General features: G+C 59.4%; 11 protein-coding genes. 6 read left to right on the forward strand and 5 right to left on the reverse strand.

What is annotated here, in order from left to right:
* Positions 1-7: 7 nt before the first annotated feature.
* Both ypfJ and AC13RM_RS10280 read right to left on the reverse strand, forming a co-directional pair.
* Positions 8-928, reverse strand: a complete 921-nt coding sequence (gene ypfJ / locus AC13RM_RS10275) for a KPN_02809 family neutral zinc metallopeptidase (RefSeq protein ID WP_488554909.1) — start codon at positions 926-928, stop codon at positions 8-10.
* Positions 929-1,021: 93 nt separating this feature from the next.
* Positions 1,022-1,513 (reverse strand): DUF2306 domain-containing protein, encoded by a 492-nt coding sequence (locus AC13RM_RS10280; RefSeq protein WP_374815203.1) that lies wholly within the window; start codon positions 1,511-1,513, stop codon positions 1,022-1,024.
* Positions 1,514-1,599: 86 nt separating this feature from the next.
* Between AC13RM_RS10280 and AC13RM_RS10285 the strand changes: the two genes are divergently transcribed.
* The 4 genes from AC13RM_RS10285 to AC13RM_RS10300 all read left to right on the forward strand — a co-directional run bounded on the left by AC13RM_RS10285 (position 1,600) and on the right by AC13RM_RS10300 (position 7,896).
* Positions 1,600-2,424 (forward strand): LytTR family DNA-binding domain-containing protein, encoded by an 825-nt coding sequence (locus AC13RM_RS10285; RefSeq protein WP_374815205.1) that lies wholly within the window; start codon positions 1,600-1,602, stop codon positions 2,422-2,424.
* A 171-nt stretch (positions 2,425-2,595) separates the two neighbouring features.
* Entirely contained in the window at positions 2,596-6,081 is a 3,486-nt protein-coding gene (carB, locus tag AC13RM_RS10290; RefSeq protein WP_374815206.1) for a carbamoyl-phosphate synthase large subunit, read from the forward strand.
* 252 nt (positions 6,082-6,333) lie between these two features.
* Positions 6,334-6,810, forward strand: coding sequence for a transcription elongation factor GreA (gene greA / locus AC13RM_RS10295; RefSeq protein WP_113230320.1), 477 nt, complete (start codon positions 6,334-6,336; stop codon positions 6,808-6,810).
* Between the two features lie 6 nt (positions 6,811-6,816).
* Positions 6,817-7,896 carry a glycosyltransferase family 4 protein gene (locus AC13RM_RS10300; protein WP_113230319.1) on the forward strand — a complete coding sequence of 360 codons (1,080 nt, stop codon included), beginning with the start codon at positions 6,817-6,819 and terminating at the stop codon, positions 7,894-7,896.
* Positions 7,897-7,905: 9 nt separating this feature from the next.
* Here the strand turns inward: AC13RM_RS10300 and AC13RM_RS10305 are convergent, their stop codons facing one another.
* Genes AC13RM_RS10305 through AC13RM_RS10315 form a run of 3 tightly spaced genes read right to left on the reverse strand, consistent with a single transcriptional unit; the run spans position 7,906 to position 10,254 of the window.
* Positions 7,906-8,829, reverse strand: a complete 924-nt coding sequence (locus AC13RM_RS10305; RefSeq protein WP_285171248.1) for a glycosyltransferase family 92 protein — start codon at positions 8,827-8,829, stop codon at positions 7,906-7,908.
* A gap of 45 nt (positions 8,830-8,874) precedes the next feature.
* Positions 8,875-9,783 (reverse strand): glycosyl transferase, encoded by a 909-nt coding sequence (locus AC13RM_RS10310; RefSeq protein ID WP_285171247.1) that lies wholly within the window; start codon positions 9,781-9,783, stop codon positions 8,875-8,877.
* Positions 9,784-9,786: 3 nt separating this feature from the next.
* Complete coding sequence (locus tag AC13RM_RS10315) at positions 9,787-10,254, reverse strand: Lrp/AsnC family transcriptional regulator (protein WP_015340578.1); 468 nt, start codon at positions 10,252-10,254, stop codon at positions 9,787-9,789.
* Positions 10,255-10,490: 236 nt separating this feature from the next.
* On the opposite strand from AC13RM_RS10315, the gene trxB reads away from it, so the two are divergent.
* Both trxB and AC13RM_RS10325 read left to right on the forward strand, forming a co-directional pair.
* Positions 10,491-11,465 carry a thioredoxin-disulfide reductase gene (gene trxB / locus AC13RM_RS10320; protein WP_488554910.1) on the forward strand — a complete coding sequence of 325 codons (975 nt, stop codon included), beginning with the start codon at positions 10,491-10,493 and terminating at the stop codon, positions 11,463-11,465.
* Positions 11,466-11,488: 23 nt separating this feature from the next.
* Complete coding sequence (locus AC13RM_RS10325; RefSeq protein WP_113230315.1) at positions 11,489-12,385, forward strand: LysR family transcriptional regulator VtlR; 897 nt, start codon at positions 11,489-11,491, stop codon at positions 12,383-12,385.
* The last annotated feature ends 198 nt before the right edge of the window (positions 12,386-12,583 follow it).

Genomic DNA, 12,583 nt, shown 5'->3' on the forward strand with positions numbered 1-12,583 from the left:
AGCAAGATCAGACCGGATTGTTCAGCGTATCGCAATCCGAGAGCTTGCCGGATTCGAAGCCCTGTTTGAACCACTTCACGCGTTGCGCCGAAGTGCCGTGGTTGAAGCTATCGGGAACGACATAACCCTGGGTGCGCTTCTGCAGCGTATCGTCGCCGATCTGCTGCGCGGCATTCAAGGCCTCTTCGAGATCGCCGGCCTGCAATATGCCCTTCTGCTGCGTGAACTTGCCCCAGATGCCGGCGAAGCAATCGGCCTGCAGTTCGATGCGCACCGACATCTTATTGGCGTCCACTTCGCTCATGTTGCGGCGGGCCTGATTGAACTTCGGCAGGATTCCGAGCAGGTCCTGCACATGGTGGCCGACCTCATGCGCAATCACATAGGCTTGCGCGAAATCGCCGGATGCGCCGAACTGATCCTTCATCTGCTGAAAGAAGGCCATGTCGAGATAGACCTTCTGATCGCTCGGGCAATAGAAGGGGCCGGTCGCCGCCGAAGCCTGACCGCAAGCCGAAGGGAAGCTGCCGGAAAACAGCACGAGCTTCGGATCCGTATAGGTCTGGCCCATCGATTTGAAGATGCCGGTCCAGGTGTCCTCCGTATCGGCAAGAACGGTCGCGACAAACTGCTTCATCTCGTCATTGGCCGGCTGCCCGCCGCCACTATTGTTGGAGGTGCTCTGCTGATATCCGGAGCCGCCGCCCTCCAGCATGCCGCTTTGCTGTAGCAGACCGATGACATCGACGCCCATGGCTCTCAGGATTAGGAAGATCACGATAAGCACGATAATGGTGCGGAAGCTCAAGCCGCCGCCGCCAATCCCTCCGCCCGGAAATCGAAAGCCGCCGCCACCGCCGCCGCTCATGGGTGATGAGCCGCGTTCGTCCTCGATATTGTCGGATTGCCGACGCCCCTTCCAATCCATAGTGCACCTCCTGGCGATGCCTAAAATCAAAGTCCCTTGAGGCATTTATATATCCAGGAAGTATAACAAAGCCAGTTGGCGATCGACAGAAGATCAGCTTAAACGACGGCGCTGCCATATTTCTTTAGAGATCAGCCATAAAAGCGCGACGCCTATGCCTGCCACGACCACGAGCGGGACAATTTCATCGCCCTCGAAGGCCACCTTGTCCATGATGCGGCCTGGAATGAAGGTAAACGCGCCTGCGCCGACAATACCGCCGAAGTAAAGGCCTCTCACGATGCGCTTATGAGCCTCAATATTGCGTTTGCGGGCATTGACGATGGCGCCCCAGCAACCGAACAGAACATATATCGAAAGCAGGTGGATCGGGCTGAAGCCATAGAACATGTTGATCTGGTGAATGAAGAAGCTCGATAGCGCCGTAACCACCATCAGAACCAGCCATATCTTGCCGAGCAGACGGTGCCTCGGCGTCCCCTTCGGCCTGACGAGGAGATAGGTGCCGAGCAAGGCGGCGGGAATGACCGCCGCGACATGGATCTGAATCGCGAGCGGGGCATCGAGAAGCGGCTCGAAGGTCATGATTTCTATCCGGTTGAGTTTATCGAGCCTTTCCGTGATAGTATCGTTCTCTCAACCGAAATTGCACGAAAGAACGGGAAATCTTCGTGGATCACACCTTTCTGCAGTCCACGCTTCGTGAATTGCAGGTCATCCGGCGTTCACCACGCTTCTGGGCGACCTTCGCCACGATCGTCCTGATCTTTACCCTGACCGGACCGTACGGCACCCTTGACCGGCTGATGCCGGGAGCGAGACTGGGCTACTGGCTTGCCCTGCATGCCATGGCGTGGTCGATTGCAATCGTGTTTGCTGTCGCCGCCGAAATCCTGCTGCGGGGATATGTGGCGAGCATATTCGCCCGGATGATGATCGGCTCCGTCATCGCAGCATTGCCGATCGGTTTCGGCATCGAGCTCGTTGATTTCGCATTCTTCGGCGCGTTGCCCACGGTGAGCGGCAGCCTGCGTCAATCGCTGGGCTCCATACCACTTTGCGCCCTCTTCTGCATCCTCACCTATCTGACCATGCATCGGCAGATCGCGATGGCAACCGCGGGAACAGATCTCTCGGGTGCGAAGACGATATCCGCCTTCGCACCCGAGATTCGGCCCGGGACACCGCAGCCGCCAATTCTCTCGCGCCTGAAGCCGGAAAACCGTGGAGCGCTGATAAGGCTCACCATTCGCGATCACTATACGGAGGTCGTAACGACACGCGGCCGCGAACTCGTCCTGCTGCGTTTCAGCGATGCCCTGTTGGAAATCGGCAATACGGAGGGCCTGCGCCTGCACCGATCGCACTGGGTCGCGATGGATCAGGTCGCCAGCCTGAAACGCGACAACGGCAAGCTTTTCGTCATCGCACGCGATGGAATAGAGATGCCCGTCAGCCGCTCCTATGCGGAAGCCGTTCGGCGCCGTTTCGGCTGATTACGAGGAAGCTGGCAGAATTCATGTCGATTCCGCCATTTATGGGGTTCCGTTTGCAAATACATTTGCCTATAAGCCGCTTCTAGCCTGAAAATATTGCCCATGCGCCCCCGGCCGGTGATCTCCCACCCTGGCCGGTTTTTGGCGCAACGAAAAAACGGATGTGAGCTCATGCCGAAGCGCCAAGATATCAAATCGATCCTCATTATCGGTGCAGGGCCGATTGTTATCGGGCAGGCTTGCGAATTCGACTATTCCGGCACGCAGGCCTGTAAGGCGCTGCGAGAGGAAGGTTACCGTGTCATCCTCGTCAACTCCAACCCGGCAACGATCATGACTGATCCGGGCCTGGCGGATGCGACCTATGTCGAGCCGATCACCCCTGAGGTCGTCGCGAAGATCATCGCCAAGGAGCGCCCGGACGCGCTGCTGCCGACCATGGGCGGTCAGACCGCGCTCAATACCGCGCTGTCGCTGAAGCGCATGGGCGTGCTCGACCGCTATAATGTCGAGATGATCGGCGCGAAGCCCGCCGCCATCGACATGGCCGAAGACCGCGCCCTCTTCCGCGAAGCGATGGCCCGCATTGGCCTGGAGACACCGCGCTCCATGCTGGCAAACGCCACCGACATCAAGGATGCCGACCGCAAGACGCATGAAGCCGAGCGCAGCAAGCTGAAGGCATCACTTTCTGGTTCCGAGCTCGACAAGGCGCTTGATGCACTCGAAAACCAGTGGAACCTCGGTGAAAGCGACCGCAAGCAGCGCTATATGAGCCATGCGATGGCAATTGCCGCGCAGGCGCTCGACCATGTCGGCCTGCCCGCCATCATCCGTCCGTCCTTCACGCTTGGCGGCACCGGCGGCGGCATCGCCTATAACCGCTCGGAATTCTTCGAGATCGTCGGCGGCGGCCTCGATGCCTCCCCAACCACGGAAGTGCTGATCGAAGAATCGGTGCTCGGCTGGAAGGAGTTCGAGATGGAAGTCGTCCGCGACACCGCGGACAACTGCATCATCATCTGCTCGATCGAAAACATCGATCCGATGGGCGTCCACACCGGCGACTCGATCACCGTTGCCCCGGCATTGACGCTGACGGACAAAGAATACCAGATCATGCGTAACGCCTCGATCGCGGTTCTGCGCGAGATCGGCGTCGAAACCGGCGGCTCGAATGTTCAGTTCGCAGTCAATCCGAAGGACGGCCGCCTCGTCGTCATCGAGATGAACCCGCGTGTGTCGCGTTCCTCTGCGCTTGCCTCGAAGGCCACCGGATTCCCGATCGCCAAGGTCGCGGCCAAACTCGCTGTCGGCTACACCCTGGACGAACTCGAAAACGATATCACCGGCGGCGCGACCCCTGCCTCCTTCGAGCCGTCGATCGACTATGTCGTCACCAAGATCCCGCGCTTCGCCTTCGAGAAGTTCCCCGGCGCCTCGCCTGTTTTGACCACGGCCATGAAGTCGGTCGGCGAAGTCATGGCGATCGGCCGCACCTTCGCGGAATCGCTGCAGAAGGCTCTGCGCGGCCTTGAAACCGGCCTGACGGGCCTGGACGAAATCGAAATCCCGGGCATCGAGGAAGGCGAAGGCAGCCAGAACGCCATCCGCGCCGCCATCGGCACGCCGACGCCGGACCGCCTGCGCATGGTCGCGCAGGCCCTACGCCAAGGCATGAGCATTGAAGAAGTGCATGAAGGCTGCAAGATCGACCCCTGGTTCCTCGAGCAGCTGAAGAACATCGTCGACATGGAAGTCCGCATCCGCGAGCATGGACTGCCGCAGGATGCAGCCAACCTGCGCATGCTGAAGGCCATGGGCTTCTCCGACGCACGTCTCGCGACGCTGACTGGCAAGCGCCCGAAGGAAGTAGCCGAACTGCGCAATTCGCTGAATGTCCGCCCGGTTTTCAAGCGCATCGACACTTGCGCCGCCGAGTTCGCCTCGCCGACCGCCTATATGTATTCGACCTATGAGACGCCTTTCGTCGGCGCTGCCCGCTCGGAAGCACAGGTATCCGACCGCAAGAAGGTCGTCATCCTCGGTGGCGGCCCGAACCGAATTGGTCAGGGCATCGAGTTCGACTATTGCTGCTGCCATGCCGCCTTCGCGCTGAAGGATGCCGGCTATGAAGCCATCATGATCAACTGTAACCCGGAGACGGTTTCAACCGATTACGACACGTCGGATCGTCTCTATTTCGAGCCGCTGACCGCAGAAGATGTCATCGAAATCCTGCGTGCGGAGCAGGAAAAGGGCGAAGTCGTCGGCGTCATCGTCCAGTTCGGCGGCCAGACGCCGCTGAAGCTCGCCGAAGCGCTTGAGAAGAACGGCATTCCGATCCTCGGCACTGCGCCTGATGCGATCGACCTTGCCGAAGACCGCGACCGCTTCCAGAAGCTCCTGATGAAGCTGGACCTCAACCAGCCGAATAACGGCATCGCCTATTCGGTCGAACAGGCACGCCTCGTCGCTTCCGAAATCGGCTTCCCGCTGGTCGTGCGCCCGTCCTACGTTCTTGGCGGCCGCGCCATGCAGATCCTCCATTCGGAAGGCCAGCTGCAGGGCTACCTGCTCGACACGGTTCCGGAACTGGTGCCGGAAGACATCAAGCAGCGTTATCCGAACGACAAGACCGGCCAGATCAATACGCTGCTCGGCAAGAACCCGCTGCTGTTCGACAGCTATCTGACCAACGCCATCGAAGTCGACGTCGATTGCCTCTCCGACGGCACCGACGTCTACATCGCGGGCATCATGGAGCATATCGAAGAAGCCGGCATCCATTCCGGCGACTCCGCCTGCTCGCTTCCGCCGCGCACGCTCTCTCCTGCGATGATTGACGAACTCGAGCGTCAGGCGAAAGCCATGGCCAAGGCTCTAAATGTCGGCGGCCTGATGAACGTTCAATTCGCCATCAAGGACGACACGGTCTACGTGCTCGAAGTCAATCCGCGCGCCTCGCGTACCGTGCCTTTCGTCGCCAAGACCATCGGCGCGCCGATCGCCAAGATCGCCGCCCGCGTCATGGCCGGCGAGAAGCTGGATGCGACCTTTGCCGCCTATGGCGAAAAACCCGATCCGCGCAAGCTGAAGCATATCGCCGTCAAGGAAGCAGTCTTCCCCTTCGCCCGCTTCCCCGGCGTCGACACCCTGCTCGGGCCGGAAATGCGCTCGACCGGCGAAGTCATCGGCCTCGACACGGATTTCGCACTCGCCTTCGCCAAGTCGCAGCTCGGCGCCGGTGTCGAACTGCCGCGTGACGGAACAGTCTTCGTATCGGTTCGCGACGACGACAAGCCGCGCGTGCTGCCCGCCATCCGCATGCTGGCCGAGCAGGGCTTCAAGGTGCTCGCAACCGGAGGAACCCAGCGCTTCCTGGCCGAAAACGGCATCGAAGCGACGAAGATCAACAAGGTGCTTGAGGGGCGTCCACATATCGAGGACGCGATTCGCAACCGTCAGGTCCAGCTCGTCATCAACACGACCGACAGCAACAAGGCGATCTCGGATTCGAAGTCGCTGCGCCGCGCGACGCTGATGCAGAAGGTGCCCTACTACACCACCATGGCCGGCGCCGAAGCAGCCGCTATGGCGATCAAGGCGCTGAAGGCCGGAAACCTCGAAGTTCAGCCGCTGCAGAGCTATTTCTGAAGCAGCTAATTCGACCGTGAAGAGCGTGAGCAGGATAGCCGGCTCACGTTCGTTGCGACCTCGCCGGCCGATCGAATGGTCAGGGAGCTTCAACAGGACCTTCCTTAAACCTTCGAATTTTCTGGCTTTCGTCTGTCGCAATCTGCTATAGGTGACAGAATAACGGCTCTGGATGGTTCCGAAGTACCCCTTCGGGACCTGTTTTCTTTTGTGTCTGCAGCAGAGCAACACAGGGAGTGAAGGACAAGAAAAATGGTTGAAAAGGTACCGATGACGCAGAACGGGTTCGTCAAGCTGCAGGAAGAACTGCGCTGGCGTCAGCAGGAAGAGCGCCCGCGAATCATCGAGGCAATTGCAGAAGCGCGCGCCCATGGCGATCTCTCCGAAAATGCCGAGTACCATGCAGCCAAGGAAGCCCAGAGCCACAATGAAGGCCGCATCAGCGAACTCGAAGACCTGACGGCACGCGCCGAAGTCATCGATCTCACCAAGATGTCCGGCTCGAAGATCAAGTTCGGCGCCAAGGTCAAGCTCGTCGACGAAGATACGGAAGAAGAGAAGATCTACCAGATCGTCGGCGACCAGGAAGCCGATGTGAAGGCCGGCCGCATCTCCATCTCCTCCCCGATCGCCCGCGCCCTGATCGGCAAGGAAGTCGGCGATTCCATCGAGGTCAATGCACCCGGTGGCGCCAAGGCTTACGAAATCCTCTCCGTCTCCTGGGGCTGATCGCCCGTGCGCGATCGTGAGACAGCGCATGCGACCGATCTCCGCGAGATCGAAATCATAGCAACGAATTTCAAACGCCGGCTTTCCGGCGTTACGTCTACGATCGTGCAGCTCATCCCCAAGCAGGTCGAGCTCGGCTATCACATCGCCACACTCGGCCCCGGCCTGCCGGAGAACCTCCCAAGGCTCGGTTGGCTCCGCCTGCCCGGTCTCTGGATGAAGCCGCGCCGCTATCGCGTCCGCATTTGGCATGCCCGCCGCAACAACGAAATGCTGGTGGGCTTGCTGCTGCGCTCCGTTCTGCGCATGCCCCTCAAGCTCGTCTTTACCTCGGCCGCCCAGCGCCGCCACACCGGCTATACACGCTGGCTGATCCGCCGCATGGATGCTGTGATCGCCACCAGCACCCGCTCCGGCAGCTTCCTTGAAGTGCCGCACACAGTCATCCAGCACGGCGTTGATCTCAACAGCTTCCATCCGCCGGAGAGGCCTGATGACCGCATGGCCGCAACCGGCCTGCCCGGCACCTATCTGATCGGCTGCTTCGGCCGTGTCCGGCATCAGAAGGGCACGGATCTCTTCGTTAGGGCGATGATCGAGCTGTTGCCGCGTTATCCGGACTGGACGGCCGTCGTCTGCGGCCGCGTGACATCAGAGCATCGCAGCTTTGGCGAGCAGTTGGAAAAAATGGTGGCGGATGCAGGTCTCGCCGATCGGATCCGCTTCATGGGCGAAGTCGACGATATCAAGCCCTGGTATCGCCGCGCCACCCTCTATGTCGCCCCTTCCCGCAACGAAGGTTTCGGCCTGACGCCGCTGGAAGCCATGGCGTCCCGCACCGCCGTCGTCGCCTCGGATGCAGGCGCCTATGCCGAAATGATCGTGCCGGGCGAAACCGGCGCTGTAGTGCCGGCGGGCGATGGCGAGGCTCTCACCAGAGCGATCGCCTTCTATCTGGCCAATCCGGAGGAAACCCTTCGCCAAGGAGAAAATGCCGTGCGCCATGTGCGCAGCGAATTCGCCCTAGAAAAGGAAGCGACCGCCATCGGCGACGTCTACAAGCGGCTGCTCGTCGCCAATAAGTGAGCGGATCAATCAGCGGCCGAGATCGATGCGCTTGCGCTCGATGAGATTGATCATCGAACGATCCTCCACCATGTCCTCTTCGATGCTTTTGACGATGGAAAGGACCTTGTCCCGATATTTCGTCGCACTGCTGTCATAGGTCCATCCCCGCGCCAGCTTCTCCATTAGCTCCTGCCGGGATTTCGTATAATAGTGGTTCAGCTGCAGAAAACGGTTCGAATAGAACTCGGGGGACTTCCGCGCACGCCGGGTAAACCGCTTGCCCGCGTCGTTGGCCGTCAGATCGCCGTAAGTCCGCGTCCGGAACTGGTGCACACTGACTTCGGTTACTTCACATGGGTCGACGATACACTTGAAATTGCTGACGTTTTCCTTCGTCGTCATTGGATCGGCGCCACGTTGCGTATAGTTCAGCGTCAACGGCCCATCGGGCGGCGTCTCATGGCCGCTGGTCGCAAACATATGCCAGGGCAACGAGACATTCGGGAAATCGCCGACGGCCTCCAACGCCTGCTCGACCGTCGCGGCCTCCTTTGGCAGCAGGAACTCGTCGACATCGATAAACGCCATCCAGCGGTAATCACCGCCGAAATTCAGGATGGCATGCGCGAAGGTGATGACCTGACCGTTCAGCACCACCGACGTCGCCGCGTCGCGCATGCGCCCGGCCCAGGGAATAATCGTCAACGCATCTTCAGAGAGCAGATTTCGAAGAAACGAGCAGGTCTCATCCGTCGAGCCGTTGTCATAGATATAGAAATGGCGAATGCCGACCGCCCGGTGGAAGCGCACCCATTCCTCGATGTAACGAGCCTCGTTCTTCACACAGGCGGCAATGGCGATGCCATGGCGCCCTGCCCTTGGCTCGGGCGGATCGATGGATAGCTTCTTGGCGTCGGACGCCTTCGGTTTCAGCCAGCGTATAAGCTTCATTCCATCGACCCTAATTTCACAGCAGGCTCGCCGGCTCCGGCAAGATCACGTCTGCGGCTTCAACGCAAACCTGTCGTTGTAACCAAAATCATATTTGAGCAGCGCCGAAACGCGGGAATAGTTGACGAAAGCGACACCGCGCTCGGCTGCGATCTGCCGTGCAAGTACGAGATGCTCGATGATGCGGGCTTCAGCGCGCGCGATGCCGGAAAAAGCGGTATCGCCGGCGGTCTCATAAAAGCGGGGCTCGCCGGCGTTGGAGATATCAATCCCCAGAAAGCCGACTTGATGCTTTGCGCAGTAAAGAGCGAATTGCAGGGCCGAGACGGCAACGGATCCGCCCAGAAAGACCCCGCGATCAGGCGAAAGCGAAAAACCTGCCGAACCCTCAGCATCCAATCGCACATATTGCAGTTTTTTGAGATCGTCGAGGGAGCGCCGGCGCGCGCCATAGGGCTTGCGGATATCGTCGATCAGGATGATCGTCTTGTCCGCCAGCCAACTTTTGTCGATCTCGCAGAGCGCACGCAGCACCGCCACGGAAAACAGGCAAAGCGAACCGGGAGCCACCTTCTCGCGCAGCATATCAAGATGCCGCCAGACAAAACGCTCATCCTCGACTGCAATTGCCAAAGGCTCGGAGATTGTGTCGCCTGACAAGCGGATAGCACCATTCAAAAGAATGGCGCTGCGGAATTCCAGGCCGCTCAGATCGTTATCGCGAATCGATGGGCCTGACCCGACGATGTAGATCGCGTCGCCGCAGCGTTCGCGCAGACGATCCATGCCCGCAAGGCTCGCGACCTTGACGCCGCGGTAAAGTACCTCGCTGACATTCTGGCTGCGGACGATGCTGAGCCCCGGAAACCAGTCCTGCACATGAGCCCGCGAGCCGCCCAGGAAAAGGCGCACGCCAGACTTGATCAGCGACCGATGCCAGGGGCGATCCGCCATCGCCTAGAGCTCCACTAGGCCGAGCTTCTTGACTTGCCGGATGGTCAGCATAGTGCGCACGGTGTCGACATGTTCATTCGCCGTCAGAACTTCGATGACGAAGTCCTGGAAACGGGTGAGATTTTCCGCAACGCAGTGCAGCAGGAAATCACTGTCGCCGGACACCATCCATGCCTGCCGAACGAGCGGCCACGCCGAAGTTGCGCTGGCAAAAGCCTTGAGGTTCGCTTCTGACTGATGCTTGAGACCGACCATGCAGAAAGCCACGAGATCGAAGCCCAGTTTCGGGCTGTTCAGCATGGCGTGATAGCCTTCGATGACGCCGGCCTCTTCCAGCTTGCGCACGCGGCGCAGGCACGGAGGCGCCGAAATGCCGACCCTGTCCGCGAGTTCGACGTTGGTCATGCGTCCGTCCCGCTGGAGTTCCCGCAGAATCTTGATATCGATGGCATCGAGCTCAGCGCGAAGCACTTTTTTGCCTTTCTTTAATTCCCCCTCGCCAGCTTCTATATAAGGCGGGAAAATACGCAAGAAAGTTTCTCTCGCGTAGTTGATTCTTACACAAAGCAGATTTGCTCTGTGTGTAATGCAAGGCTGCCCTTGAATAAATGCATAAGGCAATCATAAATGGAGCGCGGATCGCGAAATCGCCTGTTTTGCGCGCTTGAAGCCGCGCTTTCGCAATCGCCGAATTGAAAGGACTGACTATGCCTGCCCGCCACACGAAGGTGCTCATCATCGGTTCCGGCCCAGCCGGTTACACCGCAGCGGTTTATGCCGCGCGCGCGATGCTGCAGCCCGTTCTGATCGCCGGTCTCGAACAGGGCGGCCAGCTGATGATCACGACTGATGTCGAGAACTATCCGGGCTTTGCCGATCCTATCCAGGGCCCATGGCTGATGGAGCAGATGCTTCAGCAGGCACAACATGTCGGCGCCGAGATCGTCAACGACCTCGTGACCGAAGTCGATACCAGCAAGCGTCCTTTCGTCGCCCATACCGACAGCGGCCAGGTCTGGACCGCCGATACGCTTATCATTGCCACCGGCGCCAAGGCGAAATGGCTGGGTATCGAGAGCGAGCAGCATTTCCAGGGCTTTGGTGTCTCCGCCTGCGCCACCTGCGACGGCTTCTTCTATCGCAACAAGGATGTGATCGTGGTCGGCGGCGGCAACAGCGCTGTCGAGGAAGCACTCTATCTCTCCAATATCGCCAAATCGGTAACAGTGGTGCATCGCCGCGATACCTTCCGCTCGGAAAAGATCCTGCAGGAGCGTCTGTTCGCCAAGGCAAACGTGAGGATACTCTGGAATACCGAGGTTGCCGAGATCACCGGCACGCCGGCCAAGCCGCCGATGCCGCCGTCCGTCACCGGCGCACGCCTGCGTGATACGCGTACCGGCGCCGTCACGGAAATGCCGATCGACGGCATCTTCGTTGCCATCGGCCATGCGCCGGCGACCGAGCTCTTCAAAGGCAAATTGAAGCTCAAGGACAACGGTTATCTCTGGACCGCACCGGATTCGACCGCGACAAACGTCGAAGGCATCTATGCCGCCGGTGATGTGACCGACGATACGTTCCGGCAGGCGATCACGGCAGCAGGAATGGGCTGCATGGCCGCACTTGAGGCGGAACGCTATTTGACCGGGCACATGCCCGTCGCCGTGGCTGCGGAGTGATGCAGCCGATGAGGGGAAACGGCATGCCATTGGACTGGGACAAGCTGCGTATCTTTCACGCGGCTGCCGAAGCGGGTTCGTTCACGCATGCGGCGGATAAGTTGCATTTGTCCCAATCTGCCATCAGCCGCCAGGTCAGCGCTCTCGAGCAGGATGTCGGCATCAAACTCTTCCATCGCCATGCGCGGGGCCTCATCCTGACGGAACAGGGCGAGCTGCTTTATCGCACGGCTCATGACGTTCTGCTGAAGCTCGAAACTGTCAAGATGCAATTGACCGAGACGACCGACAAGCCGAGCGGCAAGCTGCGTGTGACGACGACCGTCGGCCTCGGCCAGGGCTGGCTCACCGACAAGATCCAGGAATTCCTGCAGCTTTATCCCGATATGTCGATCCAGCTCATCCTCGACAATGAGGAGCTGGACGTGAACATGCGTCACGCCGATTGCGCCATCCGTCTGCGCCAGCCGCAACAATCGGATCTGATCCAGCGCAAGCTCTTCACCGTGCACATGCACGTCTATGCCGCCCCCTCCTATATCAACCGCTACGGCGAGCCGCAGTCGGTTGAGGATTTGGACGAACATCGCATCATCAGCTTCGGCGAGCCGGCACCGAACTACCTACTTGATGTCAACTGGCTGGAGATTGCCGGTCGCTCATCCGACAACAAGCGCATTCCGCATCTGCAGATCAACAGCCAGACGTCGATCAAGCGTGCCTGCCTGCTTGGCATCGGCATCGCGGTACTGCCCGATTATATCGTCGGCCGCGACCCGGGACTCATTCAACTCGCGATCAACGCGGACGTGCCGTCCTTCGACACCTATTTCTGCTATCCAGACGAAATGAAGAATGCGGCTAAGCTCAAGGTTTTTCGTGATTTTATCGTCGCGAAAGCGCGCAACTGGAATTTCTGACGAAGGTAAGTCACTGATAACGAACTCTTTTTACGGCCAGCATACCAGCTACGCATATGACGCATAGCTGATATGCACAAATGAGAGTTGAAGCCTGCACATTTAACTACCATATCGCACATAGCTGATGCACACGGTGGCTTTTCCTCCCAGTTCCACCGCATTGGCTGTTCCCCTCTGGAGGTTTTTGACCTTCAT

Source organism: Martinezella sp. CNPSo 3732 (assembly GCF_057784515.1).

Bases quoted from the DNA above. Each gene is read 5' to 3' on its own strand.
- AC13RM_RS10305 (WP_285171248.1), bottom strand. From the start codon at position 8,829: ATGAAGCTTATACGCTGGCTGAAACCGAAGGCGTCCGACGCCAAGAAG.
- ypfJ (WP_488554909.1), bottom strand. From the start codon at position 928: ATGGATTGGAAGGGGCGTCGGCAATCCGACAATATCGAGGACGAACGC.
- AC13RM_RS10325 (WP_113230315.1), top strand. From the start codon at position 11,489: ATGCCATTGGACTGGGACAAGCTGCGTATCTTTCACGCGGCTGCCGAA.
- carB (WP_374815206.1), top strand. From the start codon at position 2,596: ATGCCGAAGCGCCAAGATATCAAATCGATCCTCATTATCGGTGCAGGG.
- trxB (WP_488554910.1), top strand. From the start codon at position 10,491: ATGCCTGCCCGCCACACGAAGGTGCTCATCATCGGTTCCGGCCCAGCC.
- greA (WP_113230320.1), top strand. From the start codon at position 6,334: ATGGTTGAAAAGGTACCGATGACGCAGAACGGGTTCGTCAAGCTGCAG.
- AC13RM_RS10280 (WP_374815203.1), bottom strand. From the start codon at position 1,513: ATGACCTTCGAGCCGCTTCTCGATGCCCCGCTCGCGATTCAGATCCAT.
- AC13RM_RS10310 (WP_285171247.1), bottom strand. From the start codon at position 9,783: ATGGCGGATCGCCCCTGGCATCGGTCGCTGATCAAGTCTGGCGTGCGC.